This is a genomic window from Edaphobacter aggregans DSM 19364, assembly GCF_000745965.1.
GTDB classification, from domain to species: domain Bacteria; phylum Acidobacteriota; class Terriglobia; order Terriglobales; family Acidobacteriaceae; genus Edaphobacter; species Edaphobacter aggregans.
The window spans coordinates 30,458-49,370 of sequence record NZ_JQKI01000048.1 but is presented as its reverse complement, the minus strand read 5'-3'; the positions used below and the strand labels follow the sequence as shown (position 1 = coordinate 49,370).

At 57.1% G+C, this 18,913-nt stretch carries 17 protein-coding genes and 2 pseudogenes; 8 read left to right on the top strand and 11 right to left on the bottom strand.

From position 1 onward, the window contains the following. Nucleotides 1-399 precede the first annotated feature (399 nt). From Q363_RS40725 to Q363_RS18105, 3 genes and pseudogenes are all read left to right on the top strand, one after another. Nucleotides 400-523 (top strand): annotated as a pseudogene (locus Q363_RS40725) (IS5/IS1182 family transposase); the annotation flags it as partial. A 552-nt stretch (nucleotides 524-1,075) separates the two neighbouring features. After that, nucleotides 1,076-1,957, top strand: a complete 882-nt coding sequence (locus Q363_RS18110) for a LamG domain-containing protein (protein ID WP_245632297.1) — start codon at nucleotides 1,076-1,078, stop codon at nucleotides 1,955-1,957. 41 nt (nucleotides 1,958-1,998) lie between these two features. Next, nucleotides 1,999-5,385: a two-component regulator propeller domain-containing protein gene (locus Q363_RS18105; protein ID WP_157467099.1), complete on the top strand. Its 3,387-nt coding sequence runs from the start codon at nucleotides 1,999-2,001 to the stop codon at nucleotides 5,383-5,385. On the opposite strand, the gene Q363_RS45885 is transcribed toward Q363_RS18105, so the two are convergent. Beyond that, nucleotides 5,333-5,920 (bottom strand): cupin domain-containing protein, encoded by a 588-nt coding sequence (locus Q363_RS45885; RefSeq protein WP_342667427.1) that lies wholly within the window; start codon nucleotides 5,918-5,920, stop codon nucleotides 5,333-5,335. The genes Q363_RS18105 and Q363_RS45885 overlap by 53 nt on opposite strands. Between Q363_RS45885 and Q363_RS45880 the strand changes: the two genes are divergently transcribed. Beyond that, on the top strand, nucleotides 5,816-6,136 hold the full coding sequence (locus tag Q363_RS45880) for a hypothetical protein (protein WP_035352919.1): 321 nt from the start codon (nucleotides 5,816-5,818) through the stop codon (nucleotides 6,134-6,136). The two genes, Q363_RS45885 and Q363_RS45880, sit on opposite strands and share 105 nt — an antisense overlap. Nucleotides 6,137-6,195: 59 nt before the next feature. Here Q363_RS45880 and Q363_RS18090 read toward each other — a convergent pair whose 3' ends face one another. Beyond that, nucleotides 6,196-7,068, bottom strand: a complete 873-nt coding sequence (locus Q363_RS18090; protein ID WP_035352916.1) for an SDR family oxidoreductase — start codon at nucleotides 7,066-7,068, stop codon at nucleotides 6,196-6,198. A 22-nt stretch (nucleotides 7,069-7,090) separates the two neighbouring features. On the opposite strand from Q363_RS18090, the gene Q363_RS18085 reads away from it, so the two are divergent. Both Q363_RS18085 and Q363_RS18080 read left to right on the top strand, forming a co-directional pair. Further along, complete coding sequence (locus tag Q363_RS18085) at nucleotides 7,091-7,681, top strand: MarR family winged helix-turn-helix transcriptional regulator (RefSeq protein WP_245632296.1); 591 nt, start codon at nucleotides 7,091-7,093, stop codon at nucleotides 7,679-7,681. 188 nt (nucleotides 7,682-7,869) lie between these two features. Then, on the top strand, nucleotides 7,870-8,907 hold the full coding sequence (locus Q363_RS18080) for an LLM class flavin-dependent oxidoreductase (protein ID WP_035352913.1): 1,038 nt from the start codon (nucleotides 7,870-7,872) through the stop codon (nucleotides 8,905-8,907). A 381-nt stretch (nucleotides 8,908-9,288) separates the two neighbouring features. Here the strand turns inward: Q363_RS18080 and Q363_RS18075 are convergent, their stop codons facing one another. The 6 genes and pseudogenes from Q363_RS18075 to Q363_RS18050 all read right to left on the bottom strand — a co-directional run bounded on the left by Q363_RS18075 (nucleotide 9,289) and on the right by Q363_RS18050 (nucleotide 13,682). Then, on the bottom strand, nucleotides 9,289-9,693 hold the full coding sequence (locus tag Q363_RS18075) for an ACT domain-containing protein (protein WP_051978950.1): 405 nt from the start codon (nucleotides 9,691-9,693) through the stop codon (nucleotides 9,289-9,291). Between the two features lie 302 nt (nucleotides 9,694-9,995). Then, the gene (locus tag Q363_RS38435; RefSeq protein WP_211256239.1) at nucleotides 9,996-10,292 is read right to left on the bottom strand and encodes a hypothetical protein; all 297 of its coding nucleotides are present in this window, start codon (nucleotides 10,290-10,292) and stop codon (nucleotides 9,996-9,998) included. Between the two features lie 177 nt (nucleotides 10,293-10,469). Beyond that, nucleotides 10,470-10,817: pseudogene (locus tag Q363_RS38430) on the bottom strand (transposase); the annotation flags it as partial. A gap of 381 nt (nucleotides 10,818-11,198) precedes the next feature. After that, nucleotides 11,199-12,002, bottom strand: a complete 804-nt coding sequence (locus Q363_RS18060) for a cyclase family protein (RefSeq protein WP_051978949.1) — start codon at nucleotides 12,000-12,002, stop codon at nucleotides 11,199-11,201. Between the two features lie 144 nt (nucleotides 12,003-12,146). Next, nucleotides 12,147-12,650: a DUF899 family protein gene (locus Q363_RS42885; protein ID WP_211256238.1), complete on the bottom strand. Its 504-nt coding sequence runs from the start codon at nucleotides 12,648-12,650 to the stop codon at nucleotides 12,147-12,149. A 159-nt stretch (nucleotides 12,651-12,809) separates the two neighbouring features. Next, nucleotides 12,810-13,682 (bottom strand): caspase family protein, encoded by an 873-nt coding sequence (locus Q363_RS18050; protein WP_051978948.1) that lies wholly within the window; start codon nucleotides 13,680-13,682, stop codon nucleotides 12,810-12,812. 781 nt (nucleotides 13,683-14,463) lie between these two features. Between Q363_RS18050 and Q363_RS18045 the strand changes: the two genes are divergently transcribed. Further along, the gene (locus tag Q363_RS18045; protein WP_035352901.1) at nucleotides 14,464-17,100 is read left to right on the top strand and encodes an AMP-binding protein; all 2,637 of its coding nucleotides are present in this window, start codon (nucleotides 14,464-14,466) and stop codon (nucleotides 17,098-17,100) included. A gap of 2 nt (nucleotides 17,101-17,102) precedes the next feature. Here Q363_RS18045 and Q363_RS18040 read toward each other — a convergent pair whose 3' ends face one another. From Q363_RS18040 to Q363_RS18030, 3 genes are all read right to left on the bottom strand, one after another. Further along, complete coding sequence (locus tag Q363_RS18040; RefSeq protein ID WP_035352899.1) at nucleotides 17,103-17,357, bottom strand: hypothetical protein; 255 nt, start codon at nucleotides 17,355-17,357, stop codon at nucleotides 17,103-17,105. A gap of 136 nt (nucleotides 17,358-17,493) precedes the next feature. Beyond that, nucleotides 17,494-17,838, bottom strand: a complete 345-nt coding sequence (locus Q363_RS18035; RefSeq protein ID WP_035352897.1) for a hypothetical protein — start codon at nucleotides 17,836-17,838, stop codon at nucleotides 17,494-17,496. Between the two features lie 138 nt (nucleotides 17,839-17,976). Further along, nucleotides 17,977-18,447 (bottom strand): hypothetical protein, encoded by a 471-nt coding sequence (locus tag Q363_RS18030; protein ID WP_035352895.1) that lies wholly within the window; start codon nucleotides 18,445-18,447, stop codon nucleotides 17,977-17,979. Nucleotides 18,448-18,507: 60 nt separating this feature from the next. On the opposite strand from Q363_RS18030, the gene Q363_RS18025 reads away from it, so the two are divergent. Then, nucleotides 18,508-18,882 carry a hypothetical protein gene (locus tag Q363_RS18025; RefSeq protein WP_035352893.1) on the top strand — a complete coding sequence of 125 codons (375 nt, stop codon included), beginning with the start codon at nucleotides 18,508-18,510 and terminating at the stop codon, nucleotides 18,880-18,882. Nucleotides 18,883-18,913: the final 31 nt, after the last annotated feature.

Genomic DNA, 18,913 nt, shown 5'->3' with positions numbered 1-18,913 from the left:
CCTCTACTGGAGGTTGCGCCGGCGAAGCCAGGGCCGAGATCTTCGCCAGCGTAACCGCGTCGCAGGCAAGCCCGTGGCTTGACATGGCCGCACTTCGGGGCCGTTCTCTTGAATGAGCAGCCTGCCTCCCGCGCAAGCGGGAGGCAGGCTCCGTAATCCTGGCCGCAGTGAAGTGGCCGTAGATAGATGGATGGGGACGCGAGTTCCCCCGACGCTTCAAACGACGATGCAGTTGAACCAACAACCCCATGCAGCCCTGGCCCGAAGAACCTCGCTGTCAAGGAACGAAGCTCAGAAAGAACACCTGAGCTTCGTTCCCGGCCCGAGCTTATGCGCGTGGGGAGCGGCGTCAAGGGTCAAGATGAACGCCAAAAAACGGCGCCCTTGACCCCGCATCAGTTCCGCATCCTGAAGCGTGTGTTCGGCTTTCGACAAGGTGAGGTACAGAGGCATCGCGAAGAGCCATCACCGGCTATGCGCGAACTTCGCCCTGGTGAATCTGTATCTGCACCGCAAACGGCTGGCAGAGCTCGGGGGCGTAGTGTCCAGAGGCCGGAAAACGGCCTCGCAGGGCACCGAGTCAAGCAGTAAAACCGCCGCTTTCGGCGATCTATCGCTGAAAAACACCCTGCCCAACACACCTACCTGCTTGCCGCCCGCAAATCAGGAACCTGCGCAGAGCTTCCTTAGGTTCCTAGCGTACAATCACCACAAAGGAAACTAGGCTCAGCGAGTTGCAGCACTCTGCAACTCCTTGTAGCAGTTGCAGAGTGGAGTTTGTCTCGAATCTCGCCAATGAGCTGTGATTGCAGCTTTCTTCCCGCCGTGACGGAGATCGATGGTGTCGCGCTCGCACATAGTCGCACGTACGGCAACATTCTCAGTGCTGTTGGTGTACTTTGTGCTGACCGGATGCCACTCTTCACCAAAAAATTCAGCTCCAACTGTTGCTTTCAGCAAGGTCCCCGCGGCATATCAGGAGAGCCCCTACAAGATACACATATTCCCGGGTCGTGACTACAAGACAGACACAATCGAAGGTCGTGCCACAGGGGCTCGACCCGGGCAGCGAATCGTGTTGTACACAAAGACAGATGGACGATGGGGCGTGTATGGGCGATCGAGTCAGGCGTTTACGAATATCGAACCTGACGGCCGGTGGAAAGCTTCGATTCAACTGGGAACACAATATGCCGCCCTGTTGGTTGATCCAATCTACAATCCGCCTGACCAAACTGAATCGTTACCGATCGCCGGCAACGGCGTGGTGGCGCTGGCAGTCGTTAACGGGGAAGGCCCCGCGCCGGTACTCCCGTCGCCCAAGATACTGAACTTCAGCGGTTACGAGTGGACGACGAGCACCGGGCCGATTTTCCGCGCTGGGTCAAGAAACTTTTTCGATCCTGCGAACGTTTGGACGGACGAAAAAGGTGCACTGCATCTTCGCATCTCGGGAAGCCCGGGAAAGTGGGCTGCGGCGGAGGTGAAACTTACGCGCAGCCTGGGATACGGAACGTACCGTTTCGAGGTGCGCGATGTTTCTCATCTCGAACCCTCCGCTGTCCTAACTCTTGTCACCTGGGACGGTGTTGGCTCGGAGCGGAACCGTCGCGAGTTGGACGTTGAGCTTTCTCGTTGGGGATACATTGATAATGACAATGCGCACTATGTCGTCCAGCCCTACTACGTTCCAGCTAACATTGTTCGCTTTCGGGTGCCGAGCGGTATCTTTACACACTCGTTTCGCTGGGAACCCGGGCAGGTAACGTTTTCGACTACAGCGGGTTCGGCCAATTCGAGCAGCGCTCGCCTCATTAATCAGCATGTGTTTACCTCGGGAGTCCCTTCCCCGGGTGGCGAATCGGTGCGTATCTCTTTATATGTATTCCATAGGGGCCAGATCCCACTGAAAAACGAGAATGAGGTCATAATTGACAAATTCGAGTACCTTCCGTGATTTTCTGGCTGAAGCCAATTCGATGGATCCTTTTCGGAATAGTGCTACTGTGCCTCGTCCATGAAGCACGTGGACTCGACCCCAACCGCTTGCCATCGCAGTACGTCCGCGAGGAATGGATTAGGGCGAGCAGATTTCCCGGTGGGGCTGTCAACACGATCGGGCAGACTGCGGATGGATACCTCTGGATTGGGACCGACAAGGGCCTAATACGTTTCGACGGTTTTAATTTCAAGTTTGTGTCATTTACGTCCGACACCACTGCTTCGAAGGTTCCCATATTGCAACTGCTTGTGGATGCTGCCGGGAAGCTGTGGCTGCGTCCCCAGGGCACCGACGTACTGCGTCAACTAGACGGCAAATTTGAGAACGTCACATACGGTGCAGAAGCACTCACCTCCCAGATCACTGCAGTCTCAAAAGACAGCAACGGGGGAATACTGCTTTCGGACATCGTCCACGGCACCTTCCGCTTCAAGGGAGACGAGATTCAGAGACTAGCAGCGCCCACTGTCTTACCCGGCTCCTCACCGGTAATTTCTATGACAGAAACGGCCGAGGGCAAGATTTGGATGGGCACGCTTGGCGCTGGTCTCTTTCTTTTTGCAGATGGCCGAGCTGGCAAGATCGACGCAGGATTGCCCGACCGAAAGATCAATTGCCTGCTGCCGATCAGTAATGAAGAGCTGTGGGTCGGGACCGACCACGGCTTGTATCACGGGAACGACAAGGGCCTTCGTCGTGCTGAATTGCCGTCATCGCTCGGCAGTGTCCATGTCTTGAGTATGCTGCGCGATCGTGATTCAAATATCTGGGTGGGCACGGCACGCGGACTGCTGCGTATCAATGCCAAAGGTACTTCGTTCTCAGAAGAGAGGGAGCTTCGCGGGGATGGAGGCATTAACGCTTTATTTGAGGACCGAGAGGGAAATCTTTGGATTGGAGGCGCCCAAGGCTTGGGCCGCATCCGCGACAGTGCATTTGTGACCTATTCAACAGCCACGGGGCTTCCTCTTGAGCGCAACGGACCCATCTATGTTGACGCTGATAATCGCACCTGGTTCGCTCCCGCCCAGGGTCAGCTGTATGTACTCCAGAATGGCCGCGTTCAACCTGTCATATCCGCGGTACCTGCAAATGATGTCGTTTATTCCATCAGTGGAAGTGGGGATGAGGTTTGGCTCGGACGTCAACGCGGCGGGCTCACCCGTCTACAGATTCGGAATGGAGCGATAAGAAGCCAGACCTATACAGAGGCAAATGGACTGTCTCAAAACAGCGTCTATGCCGTCTATGAAAGCCGCGATGGTTCTGTCTGGGCCGGCACGCTAAACGGCGGCGTCAGCAAATTCAAAGATGGGCACTTCACCACTTACACGACGACCAACGGCCTCGCTTCGAATACCGTCTCGTCCATCCTTGAAACCCGCGATGGTGCAATGTGGTTTGCCACACCTAGCGGGCTGAGTTCTTCTTCAAACGGCCATTGGAGAACCTATACAACGGTAGAGGGTTTGCCTTCGCCAGAGGTGAACTGCCTTTTCGAGGATTCATCCGGAACTCTTTGGAGTGGAACGTCTGCCGGTCTTGCCTTTTTTGCCTCTAACCGTTTTCAGGTTCCTCATGAATCGCCCGACGTTTTGCGCGAACAAATAGTCGGAATGGCGGAGGACAAGAGCGGAAGGTTTTGGATCGCGACCTCAGATCATGTTTTGCGCGTTCCGCGCGACAAACTGCTAAGTGGTGCTGTGAAGGCAGTCGATACGCGCGAGTATGACCAAGCCGACGGTCTAGAGGGCACTGAAGGAGTGAAGCGGAGCCAATCGGTGGTCTCGGATTCAGCTGGCAGGATCTGGTTTTCACTCAGGAGCGGCTTGTCGGTTGTTGATTCATCCCAGATCACGGACTATTCAGTTCCCGCGCTGCCTCACATCGAGGCGATCACCGCCGATAACAACACCGCGAACCTCGCCAGCTCCGTTCAAATTCCTCCATCTCCCAGGCGAATCACATTTGAGTACACGGGGCTGAGCCTCGTGGCGCCCGAACGGATTCGCTTTCGATATTTTCTTGAAAGTTTCGACCGTAGCTGGAGTCGGCCGGTTGCAGCGCGAGAAGCCGTTTACACGAACCTTGGGCCCGGCTCCTATCGATTCCGGCTAGTCGCCAGCAACAGCGAGGGACTGTGGAACGGGCCAGAAACCGCGATCGCTTTGAACGTCGCCCCGGCCTACTATCAAACTTACTGGTTCCGTTTGTCGTGCTTTGCAGCCTTAGTTGCGCTGCTCTGGGCCGTTTATCAAATGCGTGTTCACCAGTTGCAGGAGCAAGAGAAGAAATTCCGCGACGCAGTAGAAACCATGCCAGCACTGGCTTTCGTTGCCGATCCCAATGGCAATCGCACGTTTTTTAACAGGGGATGGCTTGAATACACCGGCTTGAGCTCGGAACAGGCCTCAGGTTCAGGTTGGCAGAAGGCGATTCACCCCGACGATCTCAAGCGCGTCACCGAACGATGGCTCGCGTCGCGGACGACTGGCCAACCGCTGGATTATGAAGTGCGGCTTCGGCGTGGATCGGACGGAGTCTATCGTTGGTTCCAGACGCGCGCCCGGCCACTGCGCGATAACCGAGGCAAGATCGTGAAGTGGTGTGCAGTGGCGAACGACATTGAAGATCGCAGACATGCTGAACGGCTCCAGGCGGATCTTACCCATGCGAGCCGGGTCAGCACGATGGGAGAACTGGTCGCCTCCATCTCGCACGAACTCGCACAGCCCATCACGGCCACAACCAATAATGCCAAGGCATCTTTGCGATGGCTTCAGCGCGACCCGCCCGATCTGACGCAAGTTCGCAAAGGGACGGAAAGCATCATCGAGGCGGGCACCCTTGCCTCGGAAATCATCAACCGTCTGCGATCGTTGTACAAAAAGACCCCTCCCAAACGAGAGTTGGTCGCGATAAATGAGGTAATAGGCGAAATGACCGGGATGCTGAGAAGCGAAGCCAGAAGCCACGGAGTATCAATCCGCACCGATATCAAAGACGATCTTCCAATGACCGTGGCGGATCGAGTGCAACTTCAACAGGTGCTCATGAACTTGATGCTGAATGGCATCGAGGCGATAAAGGACACGGGCGGCGTGGTTACGGTGAAGTCAGAATTGGGCGAGGACGGCCAGATCAAGATCTCTGTAAATGACACAGGACCCGGGCTACCCCTGGGCAAGGCCGACCAGATATTTGATGCGTTCTTTACTACGAAACCACAAGGCAGCGGCATGGGCTTGGCAATCAGCAAGTCGATCGTTGAATCGCATGGCGGACGGATCTGGGCCAACGGCGACGGCGGCGGTGGCGCGACGTTCCACTTTACCTTACCGGCGGCTCCCGCAGAAACAAACCCTCCCATGGATGCCGCGTGATTCGGCATTCAGCAGAGGTGGGTACGCGGGCCCAGTCGGCGTCATTTGATGCATAATCGCCAATGCGCTCAGCGAGCATGGAACGCAGAGCACTTGGCCGAATAGTCGGCTCGTCGGACAAGTGGCTTTTTGTTGCTAAACCAACGAGAACGGCCCTCCGCACCAAAGCGACTCCAGCTGTTGAGATGATCCGCAACGGCCACGATGGATGAACCGCGGCCATTTGACATTGAGGGCTACGAATTGACAAGGACCTCGTCCTCTGAACCAGTTCAATTACTGTCTTGATGAACGCTGCTTCCTGCGCTGCATCGACCTTGGGAGGCGGAGTGGTACGCGTCGCAACCGCTGTTCCCAACTCTTTGAAGAACTCCTCATAACCTGCCGGCGAGCAGATGCAAAGCATCCTCACCGGCTTCGACGAGACGTTATGGAATTGGTGAGGAGCGTTCGCTGGAATGTGGATCGTTTCTCCAGCGCGCGCAATACGCTTCTCCCCTCGGAAAGTAGCTTGCAGTTCACCGTCGAGAAGAATAAAGGTCTCCTCGAAATCATGACGATGCGGTGGAGGGCCGCCTCCGGGAGGAACGTGCATATCGATCAGGGTGAATCGACCTGCAGTATCCGTTCCGGACAGCAGGATCGTGTAGGTGTCGCCCACGACTCCGAGATGCTGGGCATTGCTGTCATCCGGGTTTCGAACCACCAGATTCCGTCGTGGGTCGTCGGCCGGAATCGCTACCGTGTTTGATGTCGTAGACATTTTCTGCTCCTTGTTTGAAATTGCGTTTTGTGAACCTAACCAAAGGCTTACGCTGCAGCCCACTCCTTTGCTAGTTCTTCAGCGAAGCTGCTGTACGTTCTCGGCTGGTGCCCAAGCAAGGCCGCAAAGCGCGCCGTCTGGTCCTCCGTGTTGCTGAATCCACGCTCGACGTAGCCCTGGAACATGACCCGAAGATCGTAGGCCAGCCAACTCGGACTCCCAGTTTTCCGCAGTTGCGCTTCAAAGCCATCGAAGTCTCCGTGTCCGGCGTAAATGATCTCTTTGCCCAGCAGCTTCGACCATGTGGCTGCCGCATCCGGACCACGCAACATCTCTGACGAAACCAGGTCGTAGGTCTTTCCCTTGTGGCCGTCTTCTGTCAGCGATATCGCGGCCGCTTCCGCAATGTCGCGAACATCCACCACGGCCAGACCCTGGTTCCCCGCGGGAACCGGATATACGCCGGGTCCGGTTAACATAGGCTTGAGCTGGCGCTCATTCTGAACGAAGTACCCTGGCCGCAGAATCGTATAAGGCATCCCGCCTACACGAATCGCTTCCTCGACGGAATACTTCGCAGCGAAATGCGGCACGTCGAGAAACTGATCCGCCTTAAAGACTGAGAGGTACGTCACATGCTTCAGACCAGCCTTCTTCGCCAAGCCATAAGCGATAAGAGCTTGCGTGAACTCATCGGCGACATTGCCAATCAGCAGGAACAACTCGTCGACACCCTTGATCGCTTCCGCTACTGAGACCGGATCACTCAGGTCGCCGAGCGCGATCTCTACCGCGCCAGGAAACGTACCTGGCTTGGGCTGCTTGCGGGTCAAAGCCCGCACATCCGCTCCGCGCTGAAGAAGCGCCTTGACTACCTCGCCGCCTACCGTGCCCGTTGCACCTGTAACAAGAACCTTCATTGTTTTCTCCTTCCGCGGCGACTTGCCGCTTCTGAACTCGATACGAAGTAAAGTCGACATCGATTTGCGCTCTTCCAGCATTAATATCGGTGTCGCTTCTATCTATATCGATATATCTGATGTCGACTATACTGGGGAGGGATTCATTTTTATGGATGACGGAAAAACGCCGGAAGCGATTCACACCTGGCTCATTATGATGAAGGCTTTCCTGGCGGTCCGTCACTTTGCTCTCCCTCCCATTCTTAAGGAGGGCCTGGGGGACTCGGATTTCCGGGTCCTTGACGTTCTACTGCACAAAGGGCCGATGCCCGTTAACGCCATTGGCCCGAAGGTAGACCTCAACCCCGGATCTGTCAGCGTCGCAGTCGATCGACTCTACAAGAAAGGGTTGGTCAGTCGTGTAGAAAGCGAGAGCGATCGCCGTGTTCGCACTGTTTCGCTTACGGAGAAGGGACGCCGGGTATTCGTTCCGATCTTCCGCCAGCACGCCGCTCTCATCCAACGTGCATTTCAGGATGTCTCGCCCGAGGAGCAGCGCCAGATGGAAGAAGTGCTCAAGAGAATCGGAAGACGCGCCGAAGAATTGGGCGAACAAGAGGGCCACCGTTAGGATCGTGTCTTTAACTACGGGCACTTCTTTGTCGGCTCATTTCTGACCCAAGCATCACCTGCGGGGCGAGACGTGGATTATGCCAAGGTATGGACAACATATAAGTTTTGGTATTTGCTTCTCCAACAGCGAAGGTTGCTACCAAACAACCAAGCTTTCGCCACCAAAGACTCTGCAAGGGGACCATTATGGAAATCGGCATCGACAGTTTTGCAGCAATCCTCCCCGATCCTAGGACGGGCAAGCCACCTTCGGGAACCGATCGCATGGCCGATCTTCTTGAAGAGATCGAGGTCGCTGATCGAGTTGGGCTCGACGTCTTCGGCATGGGCGAACACCACCGTGCCGAATTTCTGGATTCCGCCCCAGCCATCATCTTGGCGGCTGCAGCTGCTCGCACCAAGACCATCCGCCTCACGAGCGCGGTCACGGTATTGAGCGCCGCCGACCCTGTGCGCGTGTTTCAGGAGTTCGCTACCCTCGATCTCATCTCGGAAGGCCGTGCTGAGATTGTCGTTGGCCGGGGCTCTTTCGGCGAGGCCTATCCGTTGTTCGGTTTCCAGACACGCGACTATGACGCGCTCTTTGCGGAGAAACTCGACCTCTTTCTCAAGCTTCGCGAGACGGCTCATCCTACGTGGCATGGGCGCTATCGTCCGGCGCTCACGGGGCAGGGCGTTTTCCCCCGGCCCCATCAGGAGCGCCTCCCGGTTTGGCTCGGCGTCGGCGGCTCACCCGAATCCTTCGCTCGGGCCGGCACACTCGGCCTTCCACTTATGGTCGCGATCATCGGCGGCAGTTTCAAGCGTTTCCGACCCCTCGTCGATCTTTACCGCGAGAGTGGGCTGCGAGCCGGATACGCCGCTGAGCAACTCACAGTCGGAGTCCACGCGATGGGCTTTGTCGGAGAGAGCACCGCAAACGCCAAGGACGCTTTCTTCCCGGGCCGGGCATATATGGTCGCGACGATCGGTCGCGAGCGGGGTTGGTCAGCACCCACGCGTCAGCAGTTCGATGCAATGTGTGGTCCGGAAGGCGCCTTCTTGATCGGTGATCCAGCGACCGTTGCCAGCAAGATGCTCGATGCTAGCGATGCGCTCGGCGGCGTCAACCGTATCACTTTCCAAATGAGTTCGGCATCGCTCGAAACTGCTGCAATGAAGCGCTCAATCGAGTTGCTCGGAACTGAAGTAGCGCCGATTGTCCAGGTTCCTTCGAGCGGATAAGGCGGCTTACGCGGCTGCCCTGGAAGGTGGCGATCATGTGCAAGCTCCCGAAGAGTCGGCAACCGTTCCCCTATCCGATAACGTGCGGTGTGCCCGTCACTCGGGAGAAATGAGTGCGGCAGGCATGGAAATACTGTCGATCTCTACCGGAAACGCCTGGACCCGATTTACAGGAAGTTGCGCCAGCGCGAGCGCAACGGAAGAGGTTCTCTCGCGTGAGGTCCCACACGCGAGCGTTCACAATCAGCGCGCGACCTCCGATAAGCCGACTGAACCTACTACCCATCAAACAACATGCGCTTGTTGATTCAGTCGATTAAGAGTCGGGGCAAAAGAGAAGCCCAGGCGGGAATGCCTGGGCTTTGGCAAAACTGAAGAATCCTATGCGGCTGCGGCGGCTACCTGGTCGAGGATCTTCGATGCCTGGCCGGCGTCCGCAACCCCGAAAATCACCACCGGCGCGTTCGTTCCCGGTTCGATTCCAGCATAGGCATAGTTGATGTTGATGTTTCCTTCACCGAGTTTCGCGGCCGCGCCGGCCAGCGCCCCGGAACGGTTCGGGAGTTTCGCTTCCGCTACCTGTGTTTCCGTGTGGGTAGTGTGCTCGGATTCCAGCACCGCTTCCGTTGCGTTGGGGTTGTCTGTCACGAGCCGGAACGTGCTCTTGCCCTTTTCGTCTGGATTCGACTGGAATGCGACGATGTTCACACCTTGGTCAGAGAGGGCCCGGCAGAGCTTGCCCAGAGTGCCGGGGCGATCTTCCAAGTGGACGGTGAATTCTTTCATAGTTGGCATGACTCACCTCCATCTGGCAGATATCTGCCAGAACAAAATGCTACGCCGAGCCCCATCTTATTTCAATCGGCGGCTGCAGGGGATTTAACACCGGCTCTGCCGGAAGCGTGGACCCGTTCGCATTTTGGTGATCCCTGGGCGGAATATCTCACCCTGTCCCTGCCCTTTTGCCGAGGCGGCTGTGAATGCCTGGCAGAGAATAACCCGCCCTTAACAGGCGTCAATCGCTGGTCTCTGTCGAGTCTTCTAACAGGTCACGTGAAGAATGGCGTTTGCGGCTGACTCCCTTTCGATTAACCGGATGACCTCCTTGGTCGGCACGATGACCAATTCGATTGTCGGCGTTCCGCCTCACGTTTCACTTCCTTCATAACTGGCAAGCGGCCGTACGCTCCGGAGCCGATCACTAGCCGGTGGCATTTCCAGGGAATCTTTTCTTCGATAGACCGGGGCGCATGCCCAAACTCGTCACGGAATTTCTTGGAGGGTGTCTTCTTGCGTTTGCGGATTACTCCGCGGTCGATCACCGCATCCTGCTTGTAGGTGCCGTCGATTCGGAGGGTACCGAAGGAAAATTTATCGAAGTGCATGCGCAACTCCTCGTGCTGTTGTGTTCAGGCGCTCTTCTTCGAAGTGAGGGTAGAGAAGGCAGACCAGGGTTGTTCTACCTCGCGACTGCCACAATTGAGGGCACGTGATCTTTCCGTGTCATGCTCTGCGATGATGAGGGTCTTAGAGAGATGTTTTTGCAGGTGTTGCAGACGAACTCATAATGGGATATAATACACCTCCCACGGTCGCGGATGATTATGGCCATCGTCGGTCGGATCCAGATCGATGGTCACCAGGCGGGCACGGTGGTGCAACCGCTGGGCATGACGCCCGATCACGCTGCTCGCCAACGCCTCGCCCAGACGATAGAGTTGCCTGGGTCCGACAGAGTTTTCAAAGCGCGACAGCGTAGGCTGCGAGGCCAGATCAACTCCCGTAACCGGATCACGGTCCAGCAGCATTTTGTGAATGGGATCGGCCCCGAGACGGGCCGAGTCGTTGGCATCGGGATAGCCGCAGGCAATCGAGAACACGCGCTGCGCAAACAGATCTCGCAACGAATGATCGACCTTCCCAGCGTGCGTTCATCGCGCAGGCAGCCAGCCATGCCGGAGATCAACCCATAGCCCCGCTCGGCCGCCCGCAGCAGCACGGCTCCCCCATCGGAACTGCTCTGACGCTGATCGAAGGCCACCACCGTCGGCTTATCGAAAATATCCGGAAACAACAAACGCTCTGTTGGGCTAACCTCTGACACGCGAAGGCCTCTTCTGCTTCTTCAAACACTGTCTTGACAACATGTTTGTAGCAGATGAGGCCTTCCGTTGCTGTTCCTTCGTGAATTTTCCGGGCTAGTTCGTTCTGCTGGCTAGTCAGCAATGGTGCATCGATTCCTACATAGTTGCTGCTCGGCAGGGTTCGTGTGGTTGCCCCCAGAGAACAATCTATGGGAGCACCGCGATGACTCGTGTCGGAGCGCCACTACCACCCGTGATTTTCATCGGCAGTGCGAGAACCCAAGCTCCCTGCTCGGGTAGCCGTTCGAGGTTCGAGAGGTTCTCCAGCCCGTATAGGTTTGCGCCGTTGATGATCTGGTGCGCAATGAAGTCACCTGAAGCCCCTGGATCCAGGCTGGCCGTATCGATGCCAATGCCTCCGATAGCTGTGTGTTTCGTCAGGTACAGCGCGGCTTCACGCGAAAGACCTGGAAAATGCAAGTGGGTAATGTCGTGCGGAACATCAGTGCCCATGTAGCGATTTTTGTCGAGCCAGAATTTTCCCCAACCCGTGCGGAGCAACACGATGGCGCCTTTTGGGATGCGTCCGTGAACGCGCTCCCATCGCTGGATGTCTGCCGCAGAGATCTGATAGTCCGGATCGTGTTCGCACTTTTTGGTCACGTCCACAACGACGGCAGGACCAACGAGGCTCGAAAGTGGGATCTCGTCCACAGTCGCTTTGCCTTCCGCGAAATGGATAGGGCTGTCGATATGGGTACCGCCATGCTCACTCGCAGCATATCTGCCAGCGGCATACCACGTGCCTGCCTTAGTCTTGCCCCAACGCTCTTTCTCCCAGTGAAAGGCTTCGGCATTCGGCCAGTAGATGGTGCTTTGATCAAAACTGTGGGTCAGGTCAACCAGTCTGGATCCGTCCAGTGCAAAGGACCTCTTTGCTACGGAACTCTGTCCCAGAGCGAGCGAAGTGAAGGCCAGAAGATATGAAGAGAGAAACCATTTCAGCTTCATAGAAACCCTTTCGAGCTACTTACGCACCCGGCCCTCAGCAAGCCTCTGTAGCTGTCTGGCACAACATTGTAGTTCAGCAGCACCGCGGCTGCTGGCGCTTTCACATCACCCGGTCGTAGGCGACCGAAGGTCAGAGTGTGCTTTTCAGAATCTGGATTGTCGACCACTCGGGAGCTTACCGGCTTTTTTGTACAGTATCCGCGCCTGCCTTGAACGCGAGGTCGAGGGCTTTACAATCGCTGTCGCCCGCAGTGCAGGCGTCTTCGCCAACATCGTTACAAGCGACTGAGGAAGCATCGTGGAACTGAGGCTCGGGGAAAAGCTCGCTCGGAAGCCATGCGTCGTGAGATCTCCGTCCCGCAGTTGCGCCACGACAACCACGACATCGCTCAGCGCTTGTCGTACTCGTTGTGTCGCTGCCACCAGACGCCGGTCTCGTAACGCGACTTGGGGGGCGCGATCGAGCCACTGGTACATACCCCAGAGGCTGTCCACTCCGCGCGAATATGCGGAATATATGTGGTAGACAACCCCGTCCTCGAGCGCGACGAGCGCGCGGCCGATGAGCATCTCGTAGAGAATCAGGCCGAGGGCGAAGATGTCGCTGCGCGCGTGGGCCGCTGTTCCTCGTACCCGCTCAGGTGACATATCCCGCGCTGCCCAGTACCTGACCAAGGCTGGCCTGCTGCAGGGGTAACGGTTTCAGTTCAGAAGCGGAAAGGATTTCCTTTCAACGACTCATGGCAGGGATCAGGCTTCGTACTACCTCTTCAAATCAGGTAGCCCCAGCGTCGGAAGTGGTCCAACTTAGGCTGCGGATATGCGGGTGGCCGCGGAACTCGTCGTGATAGTGAAGGGCCGTTGGTGTTCAAAAAGCTTATTCGCAGCACCAACAATGAAGTAGTTCGGTTGCTGCGAAGGTGGCATGTGCAGTTTGATCGCTTTCTGGAAGTGACGATAGTCCTGTTTGAAATTTCCGTTGTTCCAGGCCCTTAGTAAGGCTTCGGTGAACAGGCCGTTTACATCCCCGTCTGACGAAAGCTGATTGTCTTGGCATCCCGATATAAGCAATACCGTCGATTCCGGTGACCGCTTGAGGGCAGCTTTTGTGTCATTCTGGATTCCTTCGAACATTTTCTTGCGGGACTCGGTCACTTTCGCTTGAACTTCATGTGGGATCAACTTCGAGCGAAACACTGAACTAGGCCTAACACCGAACTCCGCTTCAATGGGCGCAGTACGCTCGTACATCGCACGAGTGACTGTACCGCTGTGACAGCTGTCCGAGAGGACAAAGATCCTAACGCCGGGATTAAACTGCGTATAAAGCACGTGTAACTCATCGTCTACGAGTTCACCGTCGTAAAGGACCCAGGTTTCATCCTTCCTATCCGGTTCATCGCTGTTAGTATCAGGAACTTGGCCCCCATGGCCTGAGTATGTAAGCAAGAAGATGTCATCCCGTTCCAATTTCCGGGAAGCTTCTGAGATCGCTTCAATGACTGCCGAGCGCGTTGCCTTGGGAGTGATCAATTTTTGGGTGTCGTACCCAAGCGAAGAAGCGATCTTCTGCATGCTATCGGCATCGTTTTCGCAGGCTACGAGCTTTCCGTCCCAGCCTTCATAGCTGTTTGGATCAACTTCATTCAAAGCAATATGTAGAGAGAGTCCACGAGTCATGTTTGCATCCTTTCCTTGTTGAGTTACCACCGGTCGGGCCGTTATGCATCATCTATCGCGCGCGGCGACGCCGGCGGGGTAATAACTTCGAATTGACGTCGAAAGTGGATTCGCAGTTGATCCCGAGATACTCCGAGAAATTGCTCTTCGTTGGTTTGGACCGACGATGCCTCCTTTCACAGGTAGGAGTTAACGGGCCGACAGGTCGAGTACTCAGGGAGGCTCAACAAGTTGTTCGGTCTTTGCTGTCAGCCTTAGTACAAAAAGGGGCGCAAGGAACGGTAACAGAGTAAGGCGAAATTAGGCGTCTCGCAAGTGTCAGTTATATCAGTCGGCTCAACTGCGCCTTCGAAGGCGGTCTGTCAGCTACCCCGCACAATGAGTCTACAGAAGCAGTTTCATGCAAGCAGACGGTCGACACGGTCATACCGAAGGCCCAACATCCATGACGAAGACCGCTCATCAGAATGTCTACGTAAGTGAATAGACAATGGTCCACTCACGCAACGAGGCACGGTTTTGTACTCGTTGATGACCGAACACGGCTGTTGAATTTGCTTCAGTTTGCTGAAGCGGTCGTCGTCAAACATTACTCATTTTGCGATGCCGTTCACGTGTGCCGGCATGATCGTCATACCTGATTCCGGGTCGTATTCTTCTGTCCCTTGCGAGTCCAAGTAGACCAGAGCCGGGATAAGAAGGAGCCGCCTCCGATGCCGACCATGCCTGAAACGGCGCCGATAATCATGCCTGCAACGAGATAGACATCTATGATGGCGGAGTGCGATTTCATCTGGCCAGCCTTGTTGAGGACTTTCGCCGGCACGCTGCGGAGACTGCGGTGGTGGCTCATCGCGGCAATCGGCGCTATCCGACAACGTATGGTGAGCTCGCAGAGCTTGCAGGCCGGTCAGCGGCCGAACTCGAGCGGCGCGGAGTGGCCGTGGGCGACAGGGTTGTGCTCTGGGGTGAGAACTCCGCGGAGTGGCTCGGCGTCTTCTTCGGCTGCCTACTGCGCGGAGTGATCGCGGTTCCACTGGATGCGACAGGTTCGACCGAGTTCGCCAACCGCGTCGTAAAAGATGTTTCGGCGAAGCTGATCGTGGGCGATCGCCGACTCTTGGCTTCCCTGCAAAGCGATGTTCCGCGCTTATTGCTCTCAGAAATAAAAGCACAGCTGCCCACTACGCCGATGTTCGCAGTGAGCGATGCCGTCAACGGGCAGACACCGTTTCAGATCATTTTTACATCGGGCACAACTGCGGAACCGAAGGGAGTTGTCCTGACGCACCGCAATGTTCTTGCGAGCCTGCAGCCCATCGAGGCCGAGATCGCCAAATACCTGAAGTACGAGCGGTGGGTGCATCCGCTGAGGTTTCTACACACCCTGCCGCTGAGCCATGTCTTCGGGCAGTTCATGGGCATGTGGACGCCTCCACTGCTGGCGGCGGAGGTCCACTTTGGCGAACAGCTTGAGCCGTCGCGGATGACGGAGCTTATACATCGTGAGTGTATTTCGGTCCTGGTCACCGTGCCGCGCGTTTTGCAGCTGCTAAGGACGCATCTGCTGGCGCGTTACGGTTCGCTCGCAGGAGACCTGGAACGGGCAAAGGATCTCTCAGTCTGGAAGCGGTGGTGGCGCTTCCGGCAGGTGCATCGCGCTCTCGGGTGGAAGTTCTGGGCAGTCATCTCGGGCGGAGCGACATTGCCTGCCGATCTGGAAAATTTCTGGAACAGGCTTGGTTTCGCTCTGATTCAGGGTTATGGCATGACCGAGACAACCGCGCTTGTGACGCTCAACCATCCATTTCGTATCGGACGCGGAACAATCGGTAAGGCTCTGCCGGGGCGTGAGGTTCGCATCAGCGACGAAGGCGAGATCTTTGTGCGCGGAGACATGGTGGCAGCCGCGACGTGGCAGGGAGGCACATTGCGTCCGCGCCGGGACGAGTGGCTGGCGACCGGCGATCTGGCGGTGAAAGATGAGTCCGGCGAGCTGCGGTTTCTCGGCAGAAAAGGTGAAGTGATCGTCACTGGCGCGGGGATGAACGTGCACCCCGCAGATCTCGAAGAGGCGATGACGAAACTGCCCGGAGTACGCGGATGCGTCGTGGTGCCGTGCGAGATGATGGGTGGCCCAGAGCCGGTTGCAGTCACGCTCTTTTCGGGGAGCGATTCCGATCTTGATGTACTTGTCGGTCAAGCCAACCGCGGGCTGGCGGAGTATCAGCACATTCGGCGAGCGCTGAGGTGGCCTCATCTGCAGTTCCCATACACCTCGACGGGGAAACTGTTGCGCAGAGAGGTGGCAGAGTGGGCTTGCGCATCGCTCTTGAGCAGCCAGCAGCGAGGGGATTCGGGCACCGGGGGAGCGGATGTACTGCTCAACGTGATTGCGGAGATCACGGGCGAGTCTCTCTCAGGTGCCAACGACCGGCTACGGCTGTCGGAGGACCTGCATCTGGATAGCCTGGGCCGTGTGCAGTTGCAGTCTGCGCTGGAGCAGCGGTTGGGCCTGGAGTTCGAGGACGATCGCATTGTCGGAGTGGAAACGCTGGGCGATCTGCGGGCGTTGCTGGAGCGGAAGGAAGGGACGGGGCTTCCGTCGCAGCCAGCACGTACCGCGGCGGAGGCCGGTCGTGCTTCGCCGAGTCCCCCCGAAATGCCGGAGTCTGTGCCCCCAATCCAGAAGGCGCTCCCGAAAGAGCGAGATGCGCCTGAGCCTTTGTTTCCACGGTGGCCGTGGGGTTGGCCGATTCGTGCGGTCCGCGTTGCTTTTATCGAACACGTGATGCGTCCGCTGATCTGGTTGCTCGCCGCGCCACGGGTAGTGCGCGAGACGGCAGAACTGCCGCTCGCGCCAATGCTGGTGATTGCGAATCATGTGACCGCCTACGACGGCGCACTGGTCTTATACGCGCTGCCTGCAAGACTGCGGCAACGGGTTGCAATTGCAATGTCGGGTGAGGTGCTTCTGGATCTTCGGAGGGGGCAAAATCAGCAGAGCAGGCTGCACAACCTGCTCGCACCGGTTGCGTACTGGCTGGTGACAGCGTTGTTCAATGTATTTCCTCTGCCCCGTCTGCGTGGGTTCCGAAAGAGTTTTGCGCATGCAGGCGAGGCAATGGATCGAGGATACGCCGTACTAATCTTTCCAGAGGGGACCCGGAGTCCCGATGGGATGCTGCACCCGTTCAGGCCGGGGATCGGCCTCCTCGCGCAGCAATCGCGCGTGCCCGTGCTGCCGGTAGCGTTGATAGGGCTGGGTGAGATGCGCGGAGGCAGGACCCGATGGTTCCGTTCAGGGCAGCTGGAGGTGCATGTAGGCGAGGCTATTGCCGTCGAGGAAGGTGCAGAGGCCGCGCAACTGACCGAAAAGCTCGAAGAGAGCGTACGGCGCCTTCTATCCAAAGAGTAGATCTACAAGCTGTCCTTTGATGCTTTCCGTGCACGGGTTAAAGATCCTTTCAACGGAGATCTTTGCGTTACATTCATCGTGGTCCAAACCTCGATCCCGGCATCCAACAGAATCTGAACATCTTCCCATCGTTTGACACGATCCGAGCCGGGGATGTTGATATGCGCCAGTTCATCGATCAGCGCGATGCTGGCCTTCCGCTGCAGCACGGCCTCGGTGTCCATCTCCTCAAAGCCTTTGCCGCGATAGCGCGTCAACTACTCCGGCAGTCAGCAGCAGGGCGAGTTCGCGAGGCTCTGAGCGCTCGGCTAGAAGCCAACGATGTTGCGACGATCCCACAAGCGGACGCACCTCTGCTAGGCGAGTGGGGAGACGCAGTTATACCGTCAGGTATCAATCCACTGCTTTGGCAGTCGCCTTGCCAAGATTCTTCACCCCAACAGCAGTCTTGTCCCCTGCTTTTTCCGTGTACTTCACCGAAACCTTGGTACCCTCCTCAATGTCTTTGCCAGTGTCCTTGGTACCTTCCACAGTGGTCTTATCCGTCCACTTGATCGTGTGCTCGGCACCATCGGCGGTTTTTACCACCATCGTCTTAGAAGCCTTGTCTACTGACTTCACCACGCCCTTCACCCCGTGCACCACATCTTGGGCGAGCATAGCTTGCGGTGCACCAATGGTTAGAATGACCGCGGCAACAGCCAACAGTCCTACGCGCCACTTCAAAAGAATTGACATCGAAATACTCCTTCCGGGATTTGTGGTCTTGCTAGGGTCTTGATCTGCCTACATCTCATAATGCGCGCAAGCCGCTGGGAACTCTAATTGTGGCAGGTGCCAGCGGCAAAGCGCCGTCGGTCGTTAGTTAAGCGATAACTACTTCGCACGTGAATCCCATGTAACGCAGTTATGTGACGGATTGCCCGAATTCAGGCTCTGGCACGTCGCCACGCTGTGCTGCTGCACATTCTTGCCGCCGAATGGCGTCAACTGGGGAGGCCCCATGACCCCCAGCACCTTCGCATCCCATGACGTCGGTACAAGCGTCCCACGCTTCAGGTCGCAGAGCAGAGGTTCGATCGCTGGCTTATCCTTAACCGCGTCGAACGTAATCGTAAGCTTCTTGCCGTCCTGCGTCCAGCGCGCGTGCCACACCTGGGAATCTTTCCCAGTCCAGTTCTGCTGAATGATCGCCGTTCCATCCTCGGCGAACTCGACCATCACGACCCGGTGCACCTCCGCCGTCAGTCCACCACTGCCCGAGTACACTCCCTTCAACTTCTCGGCTGCCTGCAGCGTCGAGGCGGCGAGCATCACGGCAACGATCATCATCCGGCGGTAGCACATGGTGCCTGACATCCTACACAAAAACGGGACCGGCCGGCATCTTAGCGCTACAATGAATCCGTGCGTCGCCTTCTGTCCATCCTTCTGCTCTGCATGTTTGGCCTTCCCATGGCCTCGCCGCTCTTTGCAGCGGGAGCGGACCAGGATACAGGATTGCCGGCATGCTGCCGCCGCAACGGAGCCCACCACTGCTCCATAGCGACGGCAACCGGGCGTTCGCAAGGCACGCAGATAGCCGCGCTGCGCGAAAAGTGCCCTGCCTATCCGGCGACCACCACGTTGATCCGTCACAATGACGTCTCACTGCTGGTGGCCTCTCCACTCTTCTCGCAGCAGCCGGCGCGTGCGGTCGACGCACTCCCACTGGCGTTCCTGACACCCGACGCCTTGGATCGCTCCCGGCACGAACGCGGTCCTCCTACCCTGCGTTCCTAGTCTCCTCATCTCCATCCAGCGCTCTAACACC

What these genes read in the sequence shown, in the direction of transcription:
- Q363_RS45880 (WP_035352919.1), top strand. Translation starts at nt 5,816, where the DNA reads ATGGAATTGGTGAGGAGCGTTCGCTGGAATGTGGATCGTTTCTCCAGC.
- Q363_RS18090 (WP_035352916.1), bottom strand. Translation starts at nt 7,068, where the DNA reads ATGAAGGTTCTTGTTACAGGTGCAACGGGCACGGTAGGCGGCGAGGTA.
- Q363_RS18080 (WP_035352913.1), top strand. Translation starts at nt 7,870, where the DNA reads ATGGAAATCGGCATCGACAGTTTTGCAGCAATCCTCCCCGATCCTAGG.
- Q363_RS18075 (WP_051978950.1), bottom strand. Translation starts at nt 9,693, where the DNA reads ATGAAAGAATTCACCGTCCACTTGGAAGATCGCCCCGGCACTCTGGGC.
- Q363_RS38435 (WP_211256239.1), bottom strand. Translation starts at nt 10,292, where the DNA reads ATGCACTTCGATAAATTTTCCTTCGGTACCCTCCGAATCGACGGCACC.
- Q363_RS18060 (WP_051978949.1), bottom strand. Translation starts at nt 12,002, where the DNA reads ATGAAGCTGAAATGGTTTCTCTCTTCATATCTTCTGGCCTTCACTTCG.
- Q363_RS42885 (WP_211256238.1), bottom strand. Translation starts at nt 12,650, where the DNA reads ATGTCACCTGAGCGGGTACGAGGAACAGCGGCCCACGCGCGCAGCGAC.
- Q363_RS18050 (WP_051978948.1), bottom strand. Translation starts at nt 13,682, where the DNA reads ATGACTCGTGGACTCTCTCTACATATTGCTTTGAATGAAGTTGATCCA.
- Q363_RS18035 (WP_035352897.1), bottom strand. Translation starts at nt 17,838, where the DNA reads ATGTCAATTCTTTTGAAGTGGCGCGTAGGACTGTTGGCTGTTGCCGCG.
- Q363_RS18030 (WP_035352895.1), bottom strand. Translation starts at nt 18,447, where the DNA reads ATGTGCTACCGCCGGATGATGATCGTTGCCGTGATGCTCGCCGCCTCG.